The sequence below is a fragment of the Streptosporangium sp. NBC_01639 genome (genome assembly GCF_045209755.1).
Taxonomy (GTDB): Bacteria; Actinomycetota; Actinomycetes; order Streptosporangiales; family Streptosporangiaceae; genus Streptosporangium.
The window spans coordinates 4,281,467-4,302,189 of sequence record NZ_CP109272.1; the positions used below are offsets into that span (position 1 = coordinate 4,281,467).

26 protein-coding genes are annotated in these 20,723 nt (G+C 71.0%); 13 read left to right on the forward strand and 13 right to left on the reverse strand.

Annotated elements, in window-relative coordinates; genetic code table 11:
• Positions 1 to 39 precede the first annotated feature (39 nt).
• Positions 40 to 375 (forward strand): DUF742 domain-containing protein, encoded by a 336-nt coding sequence (locus OHA77_RS19360; RefSeq protein ID WP_406319427.1) that lies wholly within the window; start codon positions 40 to 42, stop codon positions 373 to 375.
• Positions 356 to 931 carry an ATP/GTP-binding protein gene (locus tag OHA77_RS19365; RefSeq protein WP_326819265.1) on the forward strand — a complete coding sequence of 192 codons (576 nt, stop codon included), beginning with the start codon at positions 356 to 358 and terminating at the stop codon, positions 929 to 931. Before OHA77_RS19360 ends, OHA77_RS19365 begins: the two co-directional genes overlap by 20 nt.
• 60 nt (positions 932 to 991) lie before the next feature.
• Here OHA77_RS19365 and OHA77_RS19370 read toward each other — a convergent pair whose 3' ends face one another.
• From OHA77_RS19370 to xylA, 6 genes are all read right to left on the reverse strand, one after another.
• A complete protein-coding gene (locus tag OHA77_RS19370) occupies positions 992 to 1,363 on the reverse strand; it encodes a DUF742 domain-containing protein (protein WP_326819264.1) in 372 nt (123 codons plus the stop codon).
• Entirely contained in the window at positions 1,360 to 1,749 is a 390-nt protein-coding gene (locus OHA77_RS19375) for a roadblock/LC7 domain-containing protein (protein WP_326819263.1), read from the reverse strand. Before OHA77_RS19375 ends, OHA77_RS19370 begins: the two co-directional genes overlap by 4 nt.
• A 93-nt stretch (positions 1,750 to 1,842) precedes the next feature.
• Positions 1,843 to 4,050, reverse strand: a complete 2,208-nt coding sequence (locus tag OHA77_RS19380) for a nitrate- and nitrite sensing domain-containing protein (RefSeq protein WP_406319429.1) — start codon at positions 4,048 to 4,050, stop codon at positions 1,843 to 1,845.
• Between the two features lie 101 nt (positions 4,051 to 4,151).
• A complete protein-coding gene (locus OHA77_RS19385; protein ID WP_406319431.1) occupies positions 4,152 to 4,862 on the reverse strand; it encodes a DUF998 domain-containing protein in 711 nt (236 codons plus the stop codon).
• A 183-nt stretch (positions 4,863 to 5,045) separates the two neighbouring features.
• A complete protein-coding gene (xylB, locus tag OHA77_RS19390; RefSeq protein WP_406319433.1) occupies positions 5,046 to 6,437 on the reverse strand; it encodes a xylulokinase in 1,392 nt (463 codons plus the stop codon).
• Positions 6,434 to 7,585 carry a xylose isomerase gene (gene xylA, locus OHA77_RS19395; RefSeq protein ID WP_326819259.1) on the reverse strand — a complete coding sequence of 384 codons (1,152 nt, stop codon included), beginning with the start codon at positions 7,583 to 7,585 and terminating at the stop codon, positions 6,434 to 6,436. Before xylA ends, xylB begins: the two co-directional genes overlap by 4 nt.
• A gap of 77 nt (positions 7,586 to 7,662) precedes the next feature.
• Here xylA and OHA77_RS19400 point away from each other — a divergent pair, with 77 nt between their 5' ends.
• The gene (locus OHA77_RS19400) at positions 7,663 to 8,997 is read left to right on the forward strand and encodes an ROK family protein (RefSeq protein WP_406319435.1); all 1,335 of its coding nucleotides are present in this window, start codon (positions 7,663 to 7,665) and stop codon (positions 8,995 to 8,997) included.
• A 217-nt stretch (positions 8,998 to 9,214) separates the two neighbouring features.
• Here OHA77_RS19400 and OHA77_RS19405 read toward each other — a convergent pair whose 3' ends face one another.
• On the reverse strand, positions 9,215 to 9,745 hold the full coding sequence (locus tag OHA77_RS19405) for a CGNR zinc finger domain-containing protein (RefSeq protein WP_406319437.1): 531 nt from the start codon (positions 9,743 to 9,745) through the stop codon (positions 9,215 to 9,217).
• A gap of 115 nt (positions 9,746 to 9,860) precedes the next feature.
• Between OHA77_RS19405 and OHA77_RS19410 the strand changes: the two genes are divergently transcribed.
• The 4 genes from OHA77_RS19410 to OHA77_RS19425 all read left to right on the forward strand — a co-directional run bounded on the left by OHA77_RS19410 (position 9,861) and on the right by OHA77_RS19425 (position 12,539).
• On the forward strand, positions 9,861 to 10,739 hold the full coding sequence (locus OHA77_RS19410; RefSeq protein ID WP_326819256.1) for an SCO6745 family protein: 879 nt from the start codon (positions 9,861 to 9,863) through the stop codon (positions 10,737 to 10,739).
• Positions 10,736 to 11,002, forward strand: coding sequence for a hypothetical protein (locus tag OHA77_RS19415; RefSeq protein WP_406319439.1), 267 nt, complete (start codon positions 10,736 to 10,738; stop codon positions 11,000 to 11,002). The genes OHA77_RS19410 and OHA77_RS19415 overlap by 4 nt, the downstream gene beginning before the upstream one ends.
• Entirely contained in the window at positions 10,987 to 11,460 is a 474-nt protein-coding gene (locus OHA77_RS19420; RefSeq protein WP_406319440.1) for a carboxymuconolactone decarboxylase family protein, read from the forward strand. Before OHA77_RS19415 ends, OHA77_RS19420 begins: the two co-directional genes overlap by 16 nt.
• A 155-nt stretch (positions 11,461 to 11,615) precedes the next feature.
• Positions 11,616 to 12,539, forward strand: a complete 924-nt coding sequence (locus OHA77_RS19425; RefSeq protein WP_406319442.1) for an RNA polymerase sigma-70 factor — start codon at positions 11,616 to 11,618, stop codon at positions 12,537 to 12,539.
• A gap of 18 nt (positions 12,540 to 12,557) precedes the next feature.
• On the opposite strand, the gene OHA77_RS19430 is transcribed toward OHA77_RS19425, so the two are convergent.
• The gene (locus OHA77_RS19430; protein ID WP_326819252.1) at positions 12,558 to 13,007 is read right to left on the reverse strand and encodes a MarR family transcriptional regulator; all 450 of its coding nucleotides are present in this window, start codon (positions 13,005 to 13,007) and stop codon (positions 12,558 to 12,560) included.
• Between the two features lie 74 nt (positions 13,008 to 13,081).
• On the opposite strand from OHA77_RS19430, the gene OHA77_RS19435 reads away from it, so the two are divergent.
• Positions 13,082 to 13,591 carry a VOC family protein gene (locus OHA77_RS19435; RefSeq protein ID WP_326819251.1) on the forward strand — a complete coding sequence of 170 codons (510 nt, stop codon included), beginning with the start codon at positions 13,082 to 13,084 and terminating at the stop codon, positions 13,589 to 13,591.
• A gap of 16 nt (positions 13,592 to 13,607) precedes the next feature.
• Here the strand turns inward: OHA77_RS19435 and OHA77_RS19440 are convergent, their stop codons facing one another.
• Both OHA77_RS19440 and OHA77_RS19445 read right to left on the reverse strand, forming a co-directional pair.
• Entirely contained in the window at positions 13,608 to 14,504 is an 897-nt protein-coding gene (locus tag OHA77_RS19440; RefSeq protein ID WP_326819250.1) for a DMT family transporter, read from the reverse strand.
• Positions 14,505 to 14,549: 45 nt separating this feature from the next.
• Positions 14,550 to 14,765, reverse strand: a complete 216-nt coding sequence (locus OHA77_RS19445) for a hypothetical protein (protein WP_406319445.1) — start codon at positions 14,763 to 14,765, stop codon at positions 14,550 to 14,552.
• A 234-nt stretch (positions 14,766 to 14,999) separates the two neighbouring features.
• Here OHA77_RS19445 and OHA77_RS19450 point away from each other — a divergent pair, with 234 nt between their 5' ends.
• The 5 genes from OHA77_RS19450 (at position 15,000) to OHA77_RS19470 (ending at position 18,482) form a co-directional block, all read left to right on the forward strand.
• Positions 15,000 to 16,010 carry an aldo/keto reductase gene (locus tag OHA77_RS19450; RefSeq protein ID WP_406319447.1) on the forward strand — a complete coding sequence of 337 codons (1,011 nt, stop codon included), beginning with the start codon at positions 15,000 to 15,002 and terminating at the stop codon, positions 16,008 to 16,010.
• Positions 16,010 to 16,609, forward strand: coding sequence for a TetR family transcriptional regulator (locus tag OHA77_RS19455; protein ID WP_406319448.1), 600 nt, complete (start codon positions 16,010 to 16,012; stop codon positions 16,607 to 16,609). The genes OHA77_RS19450 and OHA77_RS19455 overlap by 1 nt, the downstream gene beginning before the upstream one ends.
• Positions 16,610 to 16,714: 105 nt before the next feature.
• The gene (locus tag OHA77_RS19460) at positions 16,715 to 17,650 is read left to right on the forward strand and encodes an NADP-dependent oxidoreductase (RefSeq protein ID WP_406319450.1); all 936 of its coding nucleotides are present in this window, start codon (positions 16,715 to 16,717) and stop codon (positions 17,648 to 17,650) included.
• 273 nt (positions 17,651 to 17,923) lie between these two features.
• Positions 17,924 to 18,151 carry a DUF2945 domain-containing protein gene (locus tag OHA77_RS19465; RefSeq protein ID WP_326819245.1) on the forward strand — a complete coding sequence of 76 codons (228 nt, stop codon included), beginning with the start codon at positions 17,924 to 17,926 and terminating at the stop codon, positions 18,149 to 18,151.
• A gap of 1 nt (position 18,152) precedes the next feature.
• Positions 18,153 to 18,482, forward strand: a complete 330-nt coding sequence (locus OHA77_RS19470) for a DUF3140 domain-containing protein (protein WP_406319453.1) — start codon at positions 18,153 to 18,155, stop codon at positions 18,480 to 18,482.
• Positions 18,483 to 18,505: 23 nt separating this feature from the next.
• Here OHA77_RS19470 and OHA77_RS19475 read toward each other — a convergent pair whose 3' ends face one another.
• The 3 genes from OHA77_RS19475 to OHA77_RS19485 all read right to left on the reverse strand — a co-directional run bounded on the left by OHA77_RS19475 (position 18,506) and on the right by OHA77_RS19485 (position 20,664).
• Positions 18,506 to 19,372: a hypothetical protein gene (locus OHA77_RS19475; RefSeq protein WP_406319454.1), complete on the reverse strand. Its 867-nt coding sequence runs from the start codon at positions 19,370 to 19,372 to the stop codon at positions 18,506 to 18,508.
• 75 nt (positions 19,373 to 19,447) lie between these two features.
• Positions 19,448 to 20,332 carry a hypothetical protein gene (locus OHA77_RS19480; protein ID WP_406319456.1) on the reverse strand — a complete coding sequence of 295 codons (885 nt, stop codon included), beginning with the start codon at positions 20,330 to 20,332 and terminating at the stop codon, positions 19,448 to 19,450.
• A complete protein-coding gene (locus tag OHA77_RS19485) occupies positions 20,329 to 20,664 on the reverse strand; it encodes a PadR family transcriptional regulator (protein WP_406319458.1) in 336 nt (111 codons plus the stop codon). The genes OHA77_RS19480 and OHA77_RS19485 overlap by 4 nt, the downstream gene beginning before the upstream one ends.
• Positions 20,665 to 20,723 lie beyond the last annotated feature (59 nt).

Consider the following 20,723-nt stretch of genomic DNA (forward strand, 5'->3'; position numbering starts at 1 on the left):
TTCCCCAGCCGAAGGCACGGGACCCGGATGATGCAGTGGATGGACGAGGAGGCCGGGCCGATCGTCCGGCCTTATGCGCTCATCGGAGGGCGGACCCGCTCATCCGGCGACGAACTGGACCTGGTCGCGATGGTCACCGCGACCGGGGCCATCGTGCCCCATGGCTTCGTCCCCGGACCGGAACAGGAACGCATCCTCTCCCTGGTCACCACCGCGACATCGGTGGCCGACATCGCCTCGGACCTCGACCTGCCACTGGGTGTGGTCCGCGTTCTCCTCGGTGACCTGCAGGACCACCAGCTCATCTCGATCGGGCGCGCTTCGGCGAGCGAGCGCATTCTCAAGGAAGTGATCAATGGACTTCGGGCCCTCTGACGAACCCGTCGCGCTCAAGATTCTCATCGCGGGCGGCTTCGGGGTGGGCAAGACCACGCTCGTCGGCGCGATCAGCGAGATCCGCCCGCTCCGTACCGAGGAGGTGCTCTCCGACCGCGGCATCGGCATCGACGACGTCGACGGCGTGGAGGGCAAGACCACCACCACGGTCGCCATGGACTTCGGCCGCATCACGATCCGGGAGGGCCTGGTCGTGTACCTGTTCGGCACCCCCGGGCAGGAGCGGTTCTGGTTCATGTGGGACGAACTGTCCTACGGCGCGCTGGGCGCGGTCGTGCTGGCCGACACCCGGCGGCTGACCGACTGTTTCCCCTCGATCGACTACTTCGAACAGCGTGGCACGCCGTTCATCGTGGCGGTCAACTGCTTCGACGGAGCCGAACGCTACGAGAGCGAGGACGTGCGGGTGGCCCTCGACCTGGACCCGGACGTGCCCGTACTGCTGTGCGACGTCCGGCGCCGCGCGTCGGCCAAGGTCGTGCTGGTGACGCTCGTGGAGCACTCCCTCAAAGTGCTGACGGCGAGCCAGCGCTGACCGGATCCGGCGGTCCGCGGTCTTCACCGCGGACCGGCCGGCCAGGCGCGGCCTCGGGTCTCACAGCGCCCGGAGACCGCTGATCACTTCCTGCAGGAGTCCTTCCGGGGGAGCCGTGGCGGCCGGGATCGGCGAGCGCACCAGGATCAGGCCCTGGTCCAGCAGATCCCCCAGCAGCACCTTGATCACGCCGATCGGCAGTCCGGCGTCCGAGGCGATCTCCACGATCGGCCGGGTCCGCCGGCTCAGGCCGAGCAGCCGCCGGTGCTCCGAACCCAGGTGCGCGTTCGCGAAGACCGCCGACCCCGTCGCCACCACCATGGACAGCAGGTCGAAGGCGCCGGAGGATGTGCTGGTCCGCCCGCCGGTCACCGCGTAGGGGCGGACGACCGGCCCCGCCTCCTCGTCGATCCACTCGATCTCATCGCTCATTGGCCGGTCACCCGGGGCACGGTGGCGAGGTGCTGCCCGACCCGGGTGACCAGACGGGCCATCTCGTAGGCGATCAGGCCCACATCGGCGGCCCCCGTGGTCATCACCGTTAGGCAGCTCCCCTGGCCGGCCGAGGTGACGAAGAGGAACGCCGAGTCCATCTCCACCATCGTCTGCCGTACGGCTCCGCCGCCGAACTGCAGGCTGGTCCCCTTGGCAAGACTCTGGAAACCGGAGGCCACCGCCGACAGGTGATCGGCGTCCTCTTTGCTCAGTTCTCGGGACGAGGCCACCATGAGCCCGTCGTTGGACAGGATCAGCGCGTGCGAGACGTCCGCCACACTCGTGACGAAGTCATCCAGAAGCCAATACAGCTCACCCGGCACGTGGTTAAACCCCTTCCCCTCTGATGATCACAATCGTTGTGGTCTCCGTCGGTTCCGCCGATCGGGCCCGGCGGTGGCGCTCCCACCCCCGCCTCACGGCTCCCCACCGCCGTCTTCCCCGTCCGACCTCCCGCGCCGCCATCCCGCCTGCAGCGAGCTCAGCAGCGCCCGTGCCTCCTCAGGAGACCGCGCCGCCAGCTCGGCGGCCGGAGACGGATCCTGCCGCAACCGCGGCGAGATGGCGGCCTGACGCACCCGGCGGGGCAACCCGCCGTTGACACGCCGCGGCGACTTCCACAGATCCGCGGGGGCCGGCGCCGGAGACTCCGCGGGCGGTCGGGGCGCGACGGCCCGCAGGCGCTCCACCGGCTCGGCGCCCCCGGTGATCTCCCGCAGCGCCGGCTCCGCCGGCTCGACCGGTTCCGGGTCGCCCAGCAGGGACTCCGGCAGCAGGATGACCACGCCGGTCCCGCCGTACGGCGAGGTCCGCAGCGTCACGCCGATCTTGTACCGAGCGGCCAGCAGGCCGACCACCGCGAATCCGAGCCGGTCGGTCTCGGCCGGGTCGAGCTCCGGCGGGCTGGCCAGGCGCTCGTTGATCGCGGCACGCTTCTCGGCGGTCAGTCCGAGTCCCCTGTCCTCGATCTCGATGGTGAAGCCGCGTCCCACGAGCTCGCCCCGGACCGACACCTCGCCCCCGGGCGGTGAGAAGACCGTGGCGTTCTCGATGATCTCGGCGAACAGGTGCATCATGTCCGCCACCGCACTGCCGACCAGGGTGGTGCCGGGCATCGGGTAGATCCGCACCCGGGCGTAGTCCTCGACCTGGGCGGCGGCGCCGCGCAATACGTCCTCCATCAGGACCGAGGAGCGCCACTTGCGGCCCGCGGCGCCACCGGAGAGGATCACCAGGCCCTCGGCGTGGCGGCGCATGCGGGTGGTGAGGTGGTCGAGCCGGAACAGGTTCTCCAGCGCGTCGGGATCCTCGGCCTGCTTCTGCATTCCGTCGAGCAGCTTGAGCTGGCGCTGCAGCAGGGACTGACTCCGCCGGGCGAGGTTGCGGAAGGACTGGGCGACACCCTCGCGCAGTCTGGCCTGCTCCACGGCCGCGTTCACGGCGCGATGCTGGACGCTGTCGAAGGCGGCGGCGACGTCGTGGACCTCCGCCGTGCTGCCCAGCGGTTTCAGCGAGGGGGCCTCGGCCGCCATGTCCACGCGTTCGCCGCGGCGCAGCTTCTCCATGACCTGCGGCAGCCGTACCTCCGCCAACTCCGCGGCCGCCCCCCGCAGACCGGCGAGCTCCCTGGTGAGCCCCCTGCCCACCCGGTAGGAGACCATCAGCGACGCGATGACCGCGACGAGTCCGAGCACGCCGGCGATGCCCGCTTTGGCGAAGGTCGCCACGGCGTCCGGCGTCGCGCGGTCGTAGAGGGCGACACCGGCCGCCGTCACGGATCTCTGGTAGGCGGCTTCCAGGGCGTCGCTGGCGGCCCGCCAGTCGGTGGGCGACACGCGAGCCCCAGCCAGCAGGCGCTCCTCCAGGCCGGTGAACCTGCTGTACAGCTGTGAGTCGGTCAGCTCGTCGAAGGGCCGGCGCAGCTCCGGTGCCAGCTCCGGAAGAGCCTGGTCCATGAGGAAGAGCCGCTTGGTGGACAGCTGCGTGAACAGGCGCAGCTCGCTCCCCGCCAGCGGGCGGCCACGTGCCAGCACCCCGGCGGCGAGCGCCCGCTCACGACCGAGGAAGTCCTTGGCGTAGACGATCACGGACAGGCCGCGCGACTGCCGGTAGAGCGGCAGGTCGTTGCTGAGGCTCATGGCGGTGAAGAGCCGGTTCAGGGCGTCGGGCACCGTGGAGAAGTCGTTGACGAGGGCGATCGGCCCTATCCGGCCGCTGTCGATCTTGGCCCGGACCGTGTCGAGCGCGTTCACATGGCTCGTCAACTCGTCGAAGCGGGCCCTCATCTCCGCGCTCATGGCCGACTGGGCCGACGCGGAGGTGGTCGCCTTCCGGAAGCGTTCGCGGGCCTGGTCGGTGACGACGCGCTGCCCGGCGAGGGTGGCGCGGTTGGCGTCCGATCGGCTCGCCATGTACTCGGCCGACAGCAGGTGCTCACGCTGCAGCGCACCGTTCAGCGTGTCACCGGGCGCGCCGAAGGAGTCGTAGAGCGTGGTGACTTCGAGCAGACTCACCGAGTCGCCGACGGTGACGGTCGCCGCGAAGCCCCACAGGGCGACCAGCGAGGTGAGCGGGATGGCCACCAGCACCGAGATCTTGAACCGGATGGACTTGCTCGATGCCATGTCACCTCTACGGTCCGGTCCTGGAGCGCCGGAGGCGGAGGCCTCCGGAGATCTCTAGATCGCCGCTGAGGATAGCACTGACTGGTAGAGGGATTCGTATCCTATTTGTGACCTGTCATGAAATAGTCATGTCCTGAGACAAGTCCGCTCAAAGCGGCGCGTGAGGCGCGAGCGGTGGCCCGCGTCCAGACCGGCTGCGACAGCCGTACGACCCGCATCCAGGTCAGCTGCGACAGCCGTACGGCCAGCACGCCGACCAGGGCGACCTCGGCGCCGAGCAGCACCCGCTCGGCGAGGCCGATCAGCACCTGGCCGCCGGGGAGCGCCACGTAGGTGATCGCCAGCAGCCCGAACCCGCCGGCCAGCGCCAGCCACTCGACCGGCCTGGCCACCGCCCGCCACCGCTCGTCCTGCTGGAACCGCGTCACCATCAGCGCGCCCGCCACAGGCATGGAGACGAACACGGTGACGAAAGCGGCGACCGACACGTAGTCGTACATCGGAGCGGTGGCCGGCATGACCGCGATGACGACCAGCGCCGTGCTCCACGCCAGCATCAGCCGCTCCGCCGCCACGCCGACCGACGCCCTGGCCGCCCGCAGGCCCGCGACCAGGGCGAAGGACCCCACCCCCAGGGACGCCATGGCGAGCTCGACGGCCCCTCCCCGGTCCAGCGCCGCGTACTCGCCGATCGTCAGGTTGAGCGGGTCCAGGTGGGGGTCCGGGTCGAGCTGGCCGACGACCGTGGCCACCGCGGCCATCACGATCCCGGCGCAGGCGACCAGCGGGTAGAGCCTCTTCAACGCGAGCATGGGCCAAGACTGTCCCACCGGACCCTGTCCATACATCCGGCGACGCCCCTGATCCGACCCTGACCCACCCCTGAGACGCCGGCGACAGCGGGCCGGGCGGGGGCCGGCCGTCAGCGCCCGCCGGAGATCCGGGCGTCACGGACCTCGGCTGAGACGGCCGGCGACGGCGGGCGGAGCGGGCCGTCAGCGCCCGTCGTGGAACTGGGCGTCACGGACCTCGGCGTAGCGGGCTCGCACGGCAGGTGTGGCGTCGGCCTCGAAGCGCTCCGCCCCGGCCGCCTCCCAGACCGGCGGCTCGTCGCCGCCGTCGAGCAGCCAGGCGGCCTGCCTGGCCGCCCCGTCCGCGACGTACTCCCCGGGCCGGGGGACGACCACCGGCCGTCCGAAGACCATCGGGGCGATCCGCCGTACGGCCTCCGACCTGGCACCGCCTCCGATGAGCAGCACCCGGGCCGGGTCCAGCCCGAGGGCGTCGAGGGCGTCCGCCAGGTGGCAGAGCATGCCCTCCACCGCGGCCCTGGCCAGGTGGGCGGGGGTCGAGGTGCCCAGGGTCAGCCCGTGCAGCGAACCGGTGGCGGCCGGCAGGTTCGGAGTCCGCTCGCCCTCCAGGTACGGCACGCAGACGAGGCCGTCCGCCCCGGCCGGGGCCTGCAGGGCGAGCTGCCCGAGCCGGTCGAGGTCGACCCCGAGCAGCCGGGCGGCGGCGTCGAGCACCCGGGCCGCGTTGAGCGTGCACACCAGCGGCAGGAACCGCCCGGTGGCGTCCGCGAACCCGGCCACGGCACCGGTGGGATCGGCGCTCGGACCCTCGGCGACCGCGAACGCCGTCCCCGAGGTGCCGATCGACACGACCACGTCGCCCGGCAGGGCGCCCACCCCGAGAGCGGCGGCCATGTTGTCCCCGGTCCCGGCGGCGAGCCGTACCGGCCGGGAGGAACCGGGGACGCGCAGTTCGCCCGCCGGATCGCGGGGGCCCAGTACGCGCGGCAGTTCGGGGACGGAACCGAAGGCCATCTTGAGGAGGTCGGTCCGGTAGGAGCCGGTCGCGGGCGACCAGTATCCGGTCCCGGACGCGTCACCCCGGTCCGTCACCGACTCCCCGCCCAGCCGCCAGGTGAGCCAGTCGTGCGGCAGGCACACCCTGGCCGTACGGCGGGCGTTGCCGGGCTCGTGCTCGGCCAGCCAGCGCAGCTTGGTCACCGTGAACGACGCGACCGGCACGCTGCCGACCGCCTCGGCCCACCCGGCCGGCCCGCCCAGCTCCGCCACCAGGTCCCGGGCCGCCCCGGCGGAGCGGGTGTCGTTCCACAGCAGCGCGTCCCGCACGACGGCGCCGGAGGAGTCCAGGCAGACCATGCCGTGCTGCTGGGCGCCGACGCTCATCGCCGCGACGTCGTCCAGCCCGCCCGCCTGCGCGATCGCCTCCTGGAGCGCCGACCACCAGGCGGCCGGGTCGACCTCGGTCCCGTCCGGATGGGCCGCGCGCCCCTGCCGCACCAGGGCTCCGGTCGCGGCGTCCCTGATCACCACCTTGCAGCTCTGGGTCGACGAGTCGACCCCGGCCACGAGAGTCATCCGCGGACCCCGAGGAGGTGCTCCATGGCGAGCTGGTTCAGCCGGGAGAAGTGGAAGCCGCGCGCGGCGGCCCGCTCGACGTCGAAGTCGTCGCGGTGCAGGTCCTCCAGCGTCTCGCCGGGGGCCAGCGTGGGCTCCGACAGCTCGGCGACCCTGCTGGCGGCGAGCGCCTCGGCGACCTCCGGGTCGGCGCGGAACGCCTTCACCTTCTCCTTCAGGATCAGGTAGGTGCGCATGTTGGCCGCGGCCGAGACCCAGACGTCCTCGGCGTCCTCGGTGCGCAGCGGCTTGTAGTCGAAGTGGCGGGGGCCGTCGTAGCCGCCGTTCTCCAGCAGGTCCACCAGGAAGAACGCGTTCTTCACGTCGCCGTGGCCGAAGACCAGGTCCTGGTCGTACCGGGTGCCGTGCTGGCCGTTGAGGTCGATGTGGAACAGCTTGCCGTGCCAGAGCGCCTGCGCGATGCCGTGCGCGAAGTTGAGCCCGGCCATCTCCTCGTGGCCGACCTCGGGGTTGAGACCGACCAGCTCGGAGTGCTCCAGCTCGTTGATGAACGCCAGCGCGTGGCCGACGGTCGGGAGCAGGATGTCGCCGCGCGGCTCGTTCGGCTTGGGCTCGATGGCGAACCTGATGTCGTAGCCCTTGTCGATCACGTAGGAGGTGAGCAGGTCCATGCCCTCCTTGTATCGGCTGAGCGCGGCTCTGATGTCCTTGGCGGCGCCGGACTCGGCGCCCTCCCGCCCGCCCCAGCAGACGTAGGTGGTCGCGCCGAGCTCGGCGGCCAGGTCGAGGTTGCGCATCACCTTGCGCAGGGCGTAGCGGCGGACCTCGCGGTCGTTGCTGGTGAACCCGCCGTCCTTGAAGACCGGGTGGGTGAAGAGGTTGGTGGTGGCCATCGGGACCTTCATCCCCGTCTCGGCCAGGGCCTTCTTGAAGCGCTCGACGGCCCTGTCCCGGTCCGGTTCGACGGCCAGCAGGTCGTCGTCGTGGAAGGTGACCCCGTACGCGCCGAGCTCGGCGAGCCGGTGGACGCTCTCCACCGGGTCGAGCGGAGCGCGGCTCGCGTCTCCGAACTGGTCACGGGCCTGCCAGCCCACGGTCCACAGCCCGAAGGTGAAGCGGTCCTGGGGCGTGGGCGTGTAGTCGCTCATCTGCGGTCCTCCGATTTAATCCACTTTATGGACTTAATATGATACGAGGTGGTGGGATCGTCAAGAGGGGGTGTTCCATGACACAGGCCGTACGCCATGACTCGATGCGCGCCCGCAACCTCGGCGTGGTCCTCGGCGAGGTCCGCCGGAGCGGTCCGATCACCCGTGCGGCACTGGCCGAGATCACCGGACTGACCAAGACCACGGTGTCCAAGATGGTCGGCGACCTGCTCGACGCGGGCATGGTCACCGAGTCGGGTGCGTTGCGGGACGGCGAGCGGGGGCGTCCGGGCACCGCGATCGACCTCAGCGGAGAGCGGGTCGCGGCCCTCGGTCTGGAGATCAACGTCGACTACCTGTCCGCGTGCGTCGTGGACCTCACGCTCTCGGTACGGCTGCGCTGTGCACAGGCTGTGGACAACCACACTGCCACGCCTGTGGAAACCCTTTCCCACCTGCAGAAACTTGCCCACAAAGCTGTGGATGAAGCACGTTCCCAAGGTCTCACCATCGCCGGATCCGCCCTCGCCGTCCCCGGCCCCGTGGACGGCGGGCTCCTGCACTCGGCCCCGAACCTCGGCTGGCACGACGTCCGCGTGAGCGACCTGCTGGACTTCCCCGTGGAGGTGGAGAACGAGGCCAATCTGGCCGCGCTGGGCGAGCTCTGGTTCGGCTCCGGGGCAGGCGACTTCCTCCACGTGTCCGGGGAGATCGGCATCGGCGCCGGCCTGGTGGTCGGCGGTGCCCTTTTCCGCGGCGCCCGGGGCCTGGCCGGAGAGCTCGGCCACGTGGTCGTCTCCCCCGACGGCCCCGCCTGCCGCTGCGGCGGACGGGGCTGCCTGGAACAGTACGCGGGCCAGGAGGCCCTCCTGCGGGCCGCAGGGCTCGGCGAGCCGCCCGGACCGGGCGGGCAGGCCGGAGCAGCCGGGACCGCCGGACCGGGCGGGGTGGCCGGCGCGGCGGGAGCGCTCGGGCCGGGAGGAACGGCCGGACCGGGTGGAGTGGCCGGACCGGGTGGAGTGGCCGGACCGGGTGGGACGGCCGGCGTCGCAGGCGGCATCCCCGAACTCGTGGAACGCCTCCGGGCGGGCGAAGCCGGCGCGCTGCGCGCCTGCGAGCGTGCCGGGCGGGCACTTGGCGTGGCGCTCACCTCCACGGTCCACCTGATGGATCCCGGGACGATCGTGCTGGGCGGCATCTTCGCCCCGCTGTTCCCGTGGATCCACGGCCCCGCTCACGACACGATGACCGCCCGGCTGGCCACGATGCGCCATGCCGTCCCCGAGCTCACGGTCTCCCGGCTCGGCGGCGACGCCGCGACCCTGGGCGCCGCCGGGCAGGTCATCCACCGGATCATCGCCGACCCCGGCGCCCACCTGGCCGCGGCCAGGACGCCCACCGCCCCGCGCTGACCGCGACCGGTCCCACCGACCCGACGGGTCCGACCCTCCCCGGCTCACTGCGCGGTTACGGCAGCCCACGGGTGAAAATTTCGCCGGCATCACCGGGGGCCCTCCGGCAGGAACTTTGCCGCCTTATCTGGTCGGCGTCCCTCAGTCCGTCCTCGCTCCTCAGCGCAGCCGGTAGGCGCTCAGTCCGTCCTCGCCCCTCAGCGCAGCCGGTAGGCGCTCAGTCCGTCCTCGCCGCCCGGCGCAGCCGGTAGGCGCTGGCCTTGGCGCGGTTCTGGCACGACAGGCCGCAGAACCTGCGGGAGGCGTTGCGCGTGGTGTCGAAAAAGGCCCGCTCGCAGTTCGCGGCCTCGCAGGACCGGAGTCTTTCTCCCTGGCCGACGCCGATGACCATGGCCAGGGCGGTGGCCGCGTCGGCGGTCCAGGCGTCGACCAGACGCGCGTCCGCGCGATGGAAGGCCAGCACGGGGGACCTGTCCGGATGACCGTGCAGGTTGGGGACGGCCCCATGCCGTACCAGCAACTGATTGAGACCTTCGATCACGGGCTCGGTGCGTGCCTCCGTGCCGAAGGCGGGGCGCAGCCGGGCGGCGACGACCGCGAGCCGATCGGCGTCGGCGGGCGAGAGCGAATCGCTCCGTGGCAGTCCGGCCGCGGCGAGCGCCTCCTGGATGGCCGTCCAGCGGTCCGGTCCCGTGGCCGGCGGCGTGACCTGCCGCCCGTGTGCCCGGTCGACGGTCAACTCGTTCACCAGAAGTACGGCGCGCTGCACGTGCCGTTCGACATAACTATCTATTTGCGTTTGACCAGTGATGCGCCAGGGATCTAAAGTCACTGGCATAGCCTATCTAGCCAGTGAGGAAATCATGTCGGAACACGCAAGTCTCTCGCGCAGGATGTGGCACCAGATCGAACCGGTGCACGCGATGCTGTACTTCTCGTCTCAGGCGTTCGAGGAGGCGGCGCGACTCGGTTACGACGTCGAGTCCCGGTGGCCGAGCTACTTCGCCTGGCGCTGGGCACCGCTGGGGGCCGCCGGTCCGCGGCTGGCCACCGCCACCGCCTACAGCTTCAGCCCGGCCACGGTCGCCGAGCACGTTCCGGCGATCTGGGCGACGGCCGCTCCCGAGAAGGTCCTGGACGCCCGGCTGCGGGCGGTGGACGCCACCTACCGCGCCCTGCTCGGCGACCGGCTCGACGGTCCCGACATCGCCGAGGCGGCGGAGCTGGCCAGGTGGGCGGCGGAGAGCGTGAGTGTGGCGCACCGGCCGCTGGCCGCCGCCAACCTCGACCTGCCCTGGCCCGACGAGGCGCATCTCGTGCTCTGGCAGGCCTACACGGTGCTGCGCGAGCATCGCGGCGACGGCCACCTGGCGGCGCTGATGGCCGCCGATCTCGACGGCTGCGAGGCGCTGGTCTCCTTCGCCGCGGTCGGCGCGGCTCCGGTGGCGAACTTCGCCGGACGCGGCTGGAGTGAGCAGGAGTGGGCGGCGGCGCAGGACCGGCTGGCCGGCCGCGGGCTGGTCGACGCTGACGGACAGGCCACCGAGCAGGGGCGACGGCTGCGCGATCAGGTGGAGCGGATGACCGACGACCTCGCCGCCGGTCCGTGGCGGGCGCTGGGCACCCAGCGCGCCGAACGGCTGGCCCAGCTGAGCCTCCCGTTGCTGGGTGCCGCCTTCGAGTCCGGTGTCCTCCCGATGACCAGCACGCTGGGCATCGGGAAGGTCCAGGCGCCGGTGTGAGACTCGAACTACTGACCGGCGAGCAGACGCTCGTACGGCGGTCCGAACTGGTGAGCGTCTACCGCGAGGCGTTCACCGGCCCGCCGTGGCATGAGGACGAGGACGCGGTCGTCGCCTTCCACGACCGGCTCACCGCCGACGCCGGCCGGCCGGCCGGGAGACGCAGGTCACGTTCGTCCATGTCACAGGAGGTCGGGCTATCTCGTCTCAGGGTGTGTAGCCACCGACGACCGCAGAGGAGCACACCATGGACGCGCGACTGAACTACTTCGCCGACCCGACCGCCGGCAAGGCCCTCAAGCACCTCATGTCGGCGGGCAAGGCGCTCAGGGACTCGCCGCTGCCGGCCGCCACGCAGGAGCTGGTGGCGCTTCGGGTAAGTCAGATCAACGGCTGCGCCGCCTGCATCGACATGCACACCAAAGAGGCCGCCGCTGCCGGCGAGACCTCGGTGCGGCTGAACCTGATCGTGGCGTGGCGGGAGGCCACCGTCTTCACCGAGGCCGAGCGGGCCGCGCTGGCGCTGGCGGAGGCGGGAACCCGGGTCGCGGATGCGGCCGACGGGGTCGGCGACGAGGTGTGGGCGTACGCCGCCAAGCACTACGACGAGGAGCAGCTCACCGCTCTGGCGCTCCTGGTCTCGTTCATGAACGCGGCGAACCGGCTGAACATCATCGCCCGGCAGCCGGCCGGCGACTACGAGCCCGGGCAGCTCCACTGAACGGCATCAGCGACCGGCCCGGGGTCCGGCTGCGGGCTCCGGGGCCCTCGGGCTCGGGGCGTTGCTCCGGCCTGCCGATGGTCCGGATGACCATCAGGAGATGCCTGCGCCGGTGAGTACGGCCGGGTGGGAGGCTTCAAGGGGAGGGATTCCGCGTGAGCAAGGTCGAGGAGTTCGAGGAGCTGCGGCCGCTGCTGTTTTCGATCGCCTATCGGATTCTGGGCAGTGTGGGTGAGGCCGAGGACGCGGTGCAGGAGACATGGCTGCGCTTTGACGGCTCGGCGACCCGGCCCACGTCGACCAAGGCTCTGCTGTCGGCCGCGGTGACGCGGATCTCGATCGATGTGCTGCGCTCCGCGCGGGTGCGGCGGGAGGAGTACGTGGGCCCGTGGTTTCCCGAGCCGCTGCTGAGCGATCCGTATCAGGATCCGGCGCGATCGGTGGAGCTGGCCGACTCGGTGTCGATGGCGGCGCTGCTGCTGCTGGAGCGGCTCAGCCCGCTGGAGCGGGCGGTGTTCGTGCTGCGGGAGGTGTTCGGCTTCGGGTTCGACGAGGTCGCCGCGGCGGTGGGGCGGTCGGAGGCGGCGTGCCGGCAGCTGCTGGTGCGGGCGCGGCGGCATATGGAGGCCGGGCGGCCGCGCTTCGAGACGGTCCGCAAGGAGCGGGAGGAACTGGCGTCGCGGTTCTTCGACGCCCTCCGCGAAGGCGACGTCGCCGGCCTGCGGGAACTGCTCGCCGCCGACGTGTCGATGGTCGGCGACGGCGGCGGCAAGGCCCCGCAGCTGGCCAGGGCCGTCATCGGCGCCGAGAACGTGGCCCGGCTGCTTGCCTCCGTCTTCCCCCGGCTGGCCCGGGTCGACGTGACGTTCGAGCCGCACGAGATCAACGGCCAGCCGGGGGCGATCTTCCGTGACCGGGACGGCAGGGTGCTCCACACCCTGGCGCTCGATGTACTCGACGGGCAGATCCAGACGATCCGCTCGGTGATCAACCCTGACAAGCTCGGGCACGTGGGCCCGGTAGCGGATGTCTGGGCGATCGACCGCGAAGTAAGACGGGCACGCCGGCCCACGGAATGACCGGGTCTCCAGGGCCGATCAGATCTCCGGTTTCCTCAGCACCGCGTCGCAGATCGCGGCGAGCTGGGTGACCTGCTCGGGGGTGAGCCGGTCGAAGAGGCTCTGCCGTACCGCCTCGACGTGACCGGGCGCCGCCGCGGCGAGCACGGTGAATCCCTCGTCGGTGAGGACCGCCCAGCTCACCCGCCGGTCGGCCGCACACGGCTCGCGCCGCACCCAGCCGCGCTCCTCCAACCGGGCCACCGCGTGGGAGAGCCGGCTCTGCGAGGAGTTGACCTCCGACGCGAGCTCGCTCATCCGCAGCGTGCGGCCCGGTGCCTCCGACAGCTTCACCAGGACCGCGTAGTAGGCGTGCGGCATGCCGGAGTCCCGCTGCAACTGCCGGTCCAGCTCTTCCTGGACGGTCTGGGAGGCCGCCAGGAACGCACGCCAGGTGCGCTGCTCGTCATCGTCCAGCCATCGCGTCACAAGCCCAGCTTACTTGAACTCTCAAGCACTCGGCGGTAATCTACTTGAGAGTTCAAGTTTCTACGGGAGGAACCATGCCGGTCCAACGGCTCAACCACGCGGTCCTGTTCGTGCGCGACGTCGAGCGCAGCGTGGCCTTCTACCAGGAGGCCCTCGGCTTCCGGATCGTCATGGAGATGCGGGGCGCCGCGTTCCTGCAGGCCTCCGGCTCCACCAACGACCACGACCTCGGCCTGTTCGAGCTGGGCGCCCAGGCCGGGCCCTCCGGCGCCGGACGATCCACCGTCGGCCTCTACCACCTGGCCTGGGAGGTGGACACCCTGGAGGAGCTGGAGCGGATCGCGCTCAAGCTCGGCGAGCTGGACGCGCTGGTCGGCGCCTCGGACCACTCCACCACCAAGGCCCTGTACGCCAAGGACCCCGACGGACTGGAGTTCGAGGTGTCCTGGCTGGTCCCGGCCGACCTGCTCACCGAGGAGGTGCTGAGCGGGCGCAGCGGCATCAAGCCCCTCGACATCGCCCGGGAGAAGGAGCGCTACGGCGCGCGGACCCGCGGCGGCCTCGGCGTCTCGACACCCGCCTGACCGCTCCCTCCGGGGCTCACGCCCTCGCGGGCCGACCGCGGGAGACGGCCACCCCCGCGAGGCAGAGCAGGCCGCCGATGAGGGTCAGCCAGCCGGGGATCTCGTCGAGGACCACCCAGGCCATCAGGACCACCAGGGCCGGGACGACGTAGGTCGTGGCGCCCATCTTGCCGGCGGTGGTGCGGGCGAGCGCGTAGGCCCAGGTGGTGAAGGCCAGGGCGGTCGGGAAGACACCCAGGTAGAGGACGTTCAACGTCGCGGACAGCGGGGCGTCCGCGACCTCCGACACCAGCCGGCCCGCGAACGGCAGGCAGGCCACCGTACCGACCAGGCAGCCGAAGGTGGTGACCTGCAGCGCCGAGGCGTGCCGCAGCGCGGGCTTCTGGCAGACCACGCCTCCGGCGTACGTCACCGCCGCGAGCAGGCACAGCAGGACCCCGAGGACCGACGAGCGACCGCCGTCGGACATCGACACCCCCACCACGACGGCGCCGACGAACGACACCGCCATCCCTGACATCAGCCGGGGCGGGAACCCCTCCCTGAGCAGCCAGCCGCCGAGGAGTGCGATCAGGATCGGACCGACGTTGACAACCATCGCCGCCGTTCCCGCGTCCACTTCCTGCTCGCCCCAGTTCAGGACGACCATGTAGAGGCCGAACCACAGGATTCCCGAGCCCAGGATGCCGGGCCACGCGGCGCGCGGCGGCAGCCCCGCACGCCGGACCAGCCAGATGGCGCCGAGCACCACCGAGCCCGCCAGCAGCCGCCCCAGGGCCAGCGCGCCGGGGGAGAAATACTGCGCGGCGCTGCGGATGGCGACGAATGCCGAGGCCCACAGCACCACGGTGACGCCCGCCGCGATGAGTGCCCGGCGATCCACCCGGGTGTCGGCTGTGCTGGTCTGCTCCATACGCGGAACTTTATGGGCTGGATATTTCATCCCAGACCAAACTATTCACCACCGCACTACCCCGACAGCGATCATGATCCACCATCCGGACGTGAGACCGGCGGCCGCCGAGGTGGCCGTCACCGAGTCGTTGACCGGACTACGCAGCAACACTCCGTCCGCAGGTACCTCCTGGCCTTCCTCGACCGCCGACGCGCGGACCACCCGATCGAGGAATATCACGAGCCGACCGACCAGGAATGGCGAGACTTCCAGCAGCATTTCAAGCTCCGCAAGGTCTCCCTGGGCACCTGCGGTCGTCCCTACGGAACTCCCTGCAAGCACGAACACGCCTGCCTGCCCCGTTCTCACGAACAGGAGAGTCCGATCGATGACACCTCTACGTTTGATCTCGTTCGGCTGCTCGAAGAGGCCGCCACGCTTTGGACCCGTAACGGCCAAGGTAGCAAGTTACAAATTTTGACATCTGTTACCAACCCGCTTAGCGTTTCTCGTATGGAGCAGAGAACACTCGGCGTCGACGTCGGTGTGGGGGCGGTCGGGCTCGGTTGTGCAGGCATGTCCGGCGCGTACGGACGCAGCGCCGACGAGCAGAGCATCGCGACGCTTCGCAGCGCGCTCGACGCCGGGATCACGTTCATCGACACCGCCGACCACTACGGGATGGGTCACAACGAGACGCTCATCGGGCAGGCGCTGCGACCCACCGCCCGCGACCGCGCCGTGGTGAGCGTGAAGTTCGGCGCGCTGTTCGGCGTGGACGGCAGCGTGCGCGGCATCAACGGCCGACCCGACGCGATCCCGAACTTCCTGGGCTACTCGCTGCAGCGGCTGGGCACCGACTACGTGGACATCTATCGCCCGGCCAGGCTGGACCCCGCTGTCGCGATCGAGGAGACCGTCGGCGCCGTGGCCGAGATGGTGCAGAAGGGCTACGTGCGCGGCATCGGGCTGTCCGAGGTCGGCGCCGAGACGATCCGCCGCGCCCACGCCGTGCACCCGATCACCGACGTCCAGATCGAGTACTCACTGTTCAGCCGCGGCGTCGAAGACGAGATCCTGCCCACCTGCCGCGAACTGGGCATCGGCGTCACCGCCTACGGGGTGCTCGCCCAAGGAATGCTGACCGGGACGTGGCGACCATCGGCCGGCGACGCACGGCATCGCGGTCACCTGCCCCGCTTCGCCGCCGGCAACATCGAGGCCAACCTCGCGTTGGTCGAGCGGCTGCAGGAGATCGCCGCCTCCCGCGGCGCCACGGTCGCACAGCTCGCGATCGCGTGGGTGCTCGCGCAGGGTCGCGTGCACCGGGACATCGTCGCGCTGGTCGGGGCCAGCCGACCACGCCGGATCGCCGAGGCGGTGGACGCCGCCGGCCTGCGGTTGACCGAGGACGACCTGGACGCAATCGAGCAGGCCGTTCCGCGAGGGGCGGTCGCCGGGGAACGCTACGCCCCCGCCCTGCTCGCACTCCTGGACAGCGAGCGAACGGGCGGCAGGCGCTGATGCCTGCCCGAACCCCGCTGGACGCGAACGTCATCCTGGCGGCCACCGAGGAGATCCTGCGCCGCCACGGACCGGACAAGGCAACCGTCGTCGACGTCGCACGGGCACTCGGGGTCAGCCACGCCGCCGTCTACAAGCACTTCCCTTCCAAGCAGGCGCTGCGCGAGGCCGTGACCCGGCGCTGGCTCGACCGCAATCGCGACGCCCTCTCCGTCATCGCCGCCGACAGCGCGGTCCCGCCGGCGCAGCGACTGCGTACCTGGCTGCACGCCGTCCTGGCCGGGAAGCAGGCCAAGATTCGCGAGGACCCGGAGCTGTTCGCCGCCTATGGAATCCTCGCGGCCGCGCACAGCAGCGTCGCCACCGACCACGTCGCCGACCTCTTGGGCCAGCTGACGGCCATCGTCGCCGACGGCGCCGCCGACGGCAGCCTCCGCACCGACGACGCGGAGGCCACCGCCCGCGTGGTCTTCAACGCCACTGCCAAGTTCAACCACCTCGCCCACGCGGCCGAATGGCAGAACCCCGGCATCGGCGCCGAACTCGACGAGGTGTGCAGCCTGCTGCTCGATGGTCTTCACGCCCCCACATCGCCGTAGCAGAACCCGGCCGAGCACACGCCGTGACTCGTCAGCGGCACGGCTGGCCCTGCCCATCGCCACCAGGCGGCAACGAATAAGACGAATAAGGAGGGACGAACGACCATGGTTCAAGCAATCGGAGTGACGCGGCCAGGTGGACCGGACGCTCTCGGCGAGTTCGACCTGGCGGCCGAACCGATCGGTCCCGGTCAGGTCAGGATCCAGGTGAGCAGCGCCACGGTGAACCCGACCGACGCGATGATCCGTTCTCGTCCGCGGCAGGATGAGGCGGACGCGGTGCGGGTGCCGGGCATGGAGGTCGCCGGCGTGATCACCGAGATCGGTCCCGCCGTCGACCGCCCGTTCGCGATCGGGGACGCCGTCATGGCCATCGTGGTGCCTTCAGGTGCGCACGGCGGCTACCGGGCAGACCTCGTCATGTCGGCACGCTCGGTCGCGAAGATCCCGGCCGGACTCTCGGACGTTCAGGCCGCCACCCTCCCGATGAACGGGCTCACCGCCCGGCTCGCACTCGACACGCTGGCGCTCCCGGCCGGCGCGACGGTCGCCGTCACCGGCGCCGCCGGCACCGTCGGCGGGTACGTCGTCCAGCTCGCCAAGCAGGCCGGGCTGGTCGTCGTCGCCGACGCCGCCCGGCAGGACGAGACCTTCGTCCGCGAGTGCAGAGCCGACGAGGTCGTGCCGCGGGGGGACGACTTCGCCGCAATGGTCCGCCGCCACCGCCCGGACGGCGTCGACGGGCTCGTCGACGCCGCCGTGCTGGAGGCCGCCGTGCTCCCTGCCGTCAAGGACGGCGGCACCGTCGTCACCGTCCGCGGTTACCAGGGCGACGGGACCGACCGAGTCCACGTCGCCCCGATCTTCGTCCGCGACTACGTCGAGGCCGCGGCCGAGCTCGACCGGCTCGCCGAACTCGCCGGTGAAGGACGGCTCACCGTCCGCGTGGCCGGCGAACTGCCGGCCTCCCGAGCCGCCGACGCGCATCGCTCGCTCGAACGGCGCGGCGTTCGCGGGCGGTTCGTCCTGCGGTTCGGCTGACCGATCCTCGCGGAGGGCTGCACATGACTCCCGAAAGCGCCGTCACCACTGGAGAAGCCGTCGCCGCCGCCGAACCGCGAAGGGCGACCGAGACGAACCTGCTGCTTGTGCAGCAGTGACAGCGCCCGTGGGGCGGCCATGCGGATCTCGGCCATGGCGTTGGTCCGGAAAAGCCGCCCTGGTGACCCTGACAGCGATCGGCTCGGCCTCCGGCGCATCAAACGGAGACATCGCCGCTGATGTCCGATTCGGCGAAAGGGGTAGAAGGATCGTATGACCAAAAACCAGAGCAAGGACGAGTTGGCCGTCGGTGACGAGGTCACCTGGAGCAGTCACGGGTCCACCGTGTCGGGAAAGGTGGAGAAGAAGCTCATCGAGAGGACCGACGCGGCCGGCCGGATCGTCGATGCCTCGCCTGAGGATCCCCAGTACCTCGTCCGCAGCGACGGGAGCGGCAAGACCGCCGTGCACAAACCCGCGGCGCTGCGGAGGAAGAGCTGACATGGCCGAGGACCGGAAGCAGATCTCGGCGGCCTTCGACGAGGCGGTCAACATGACAGCCGGAGAGCTGGAGAGCTGGCTGGGCACGCCCGCATCCCAGGCCGTCGGGGACAAGGCCGGGGGCGGCGAGTCGACCGGTCACGCATCCGGCCGCCGGATCATCGAGCTGCTCAGGAAGCACATCGGCGACCTGTCCGACGACGACTACGCCCACATGCGGAAGGTGACCGGCTACGTCCACCGCCACCTCGCGCAGCGCCCGTCGGGCGACGTCGAGGACACCCCGTGGCGGCACTCCCTGATGAACTGGGGACACGACCCGCTCAAGTAGCCGCCTGAAGAACCCGGGTTCGCTCAGCCGTTGACCTCACCGAACTCACGCGTCACCCGCAGCTTGATCTCCCGCTCCTTGGGCGTGTAGGCGGCGTAGAAGTCCTTGCCGCACTCCAGGTCGTCGAGCGCGTCCTTGATCTCCCTGGCGAGGTACGGCCGGGCCTGGTCGGCGGTGAGATCGGGTATGGAGCCGTTCTCACCCGGACCGAACTTCGCCTCCTCCGCGCGGAAGGCCTCCATGCCGCGCCGCGCCATCGCGGTCGGCTTGAGTGAGGGCACCGGGTATCCCTTGGACTTGAGGCAGTCACCGAAGGGCACCGCCAGCTCGGCGATCTTGGGGTCGCCGTCGAGTTCTCGCTCCTTGAGCCGCTTGATCATGTCCAAGCGCTGCATCAGGTAGTTCATCTCCGCGGACGAGGTCTTGTGCAGCACCTCCTTGACGGCCTTGCCGAAGCAGGCCTGGTCCGCTTCCTTGTAGGCGTTGAACTGCGTCTCGTTGAGAGATCCGCGATAGCGATCGTTGGGATCGGCGGGGATCGCTTCCTCGACAAAGGCGCCCGACGCCAGGTCATCGGGGTAGACGTGGGCCGCGAAGACCTGATAACCGTATTTCGCCCGGAACTCCCTCATCGCATCGAGGTCGCCTTCCTCCATCTTCCGCTGGGTCTCGGTCTCCTTCAGCGGGGGTCGGACGAACGGGATGTAGGTGAAGCCCTTCTGCTTCATGCAGTCCGCCTTGATCTGCTGGATCTGCCGATCGGCCTGCGTCCCCGCACTCTGGGCGGGGGTGGCGGTGGATCCGGGGACGGGACCGGCGGCGGGTTGCGAACCGCATCCGGTCAGTACAGCCAGCGAGAGGACGGCTGTGACGGTGAATCTCACGGACATGTGATCTCACTCCAGGAGGAAGGCATGACGAGGAGGGCGTACGCCGCGGATCGACGTCGCCGGGGGCGGGAAAGGTCAGTGCAGGGCGCGCCTGCGGCGGCCGTACGGCACGACCGCGGTGGCGAGGGTCAGGAAGGCCAGCAGGGCCCAGTAGGCCACGTCCCGCCGGGAGAGGTAGGGGAGGCTCTCGGCGAACGCGACCGACACCGCGAGCAGGTATATCGCCGAGGCCAGCGCCCAGCGCGGGTCCCGCGCCAGATGCCCGGCCCAGACGGCCAGGCCGAGTAGCACGATCTCCGCCGCGACCCTGGTCCCCGGCGGGGAGGCTCCGTCCGCACGGCCCAGCCAGGCCGGGTCGGCCGCGGCGATCGCGGGGAGCGTCGCGAGCCACCACCATGACCGTGCGCGGACCGGCCGCTGGCGCGCGGCCAGCGCCAGCAGCCCGGCGAAGGCGAGCACATGGCCGGCGACCGCGCTGTAGAGCCCGCCGGTGGAGTAGAGGGCGTGCGCGCCGAGGAAGTCCGGCAGCACCGGCAGGAGGGTGTGGTCCAGCAGAAGCGCGGCCGTGGCGAGGGCCCCCGCCTTGAGGCCGGTGAGCAGCACGAGCGGAAGTGCCAGCCGTACCCACCCGCGCAGCACGGCGAGCACCGCGAGCGCGGACAGCGCCACCCACAGCGGCAGGGACCGCGCGAACGGCACCAGCACCGCCAGGTTGGCGACGGTCAGCACCGTGGTCCCCAGGTGCAGCCCGTCGACCCAGGCGGGGCCCCGAGTGGCCTGCGTCACGCGGGCACGCAGGCCGCCGGCGACCAGCCCGGCCGCCTCCTTGGGCGACGGCAGCGAGCTGCCGGGCTCGGCGGTGTCGAGCAGGAGGCCGATGAGCTCGTCGCCGTAGGCGGACCGGTAACCGCGGGGGTAGGCCAGCAGCAGCCGGCGGTAGCGCCGCTCAAGCGCTGTCATGCGAAGAACGCCCCCAGAGCGCGGCCCCTGACCACCGAGGCGGCCTCGTGCATGCGCTCGGCCTCCGCCCGGACCAGCGCGCTGCCCGAGTCGGTGATCCGGAAGTAGCGCCGCCTGCGCCCGTCCACGGTCTCCTCGCGGTCCACGACGATCACGGCGTTGGCGGCCAGCCGATCCAGGACGCCGTAGAGGGTGCCCACGGACGGCTTGACGCGTCCTCCCGAGAGCTCGGCGACGCGCTTGATGATCGCATGGCCGTGCAGCGGGCCGTCCAGGAGCGTGGCGAGGACGAAGTACATCGGCTCGCTGACTTCTGATGATCCTCTTGGCATGCCGAGGACCATACTTCGTTCTACGGAGTATGGTCAACTTGCGAGCGCCGGGGCCCGCC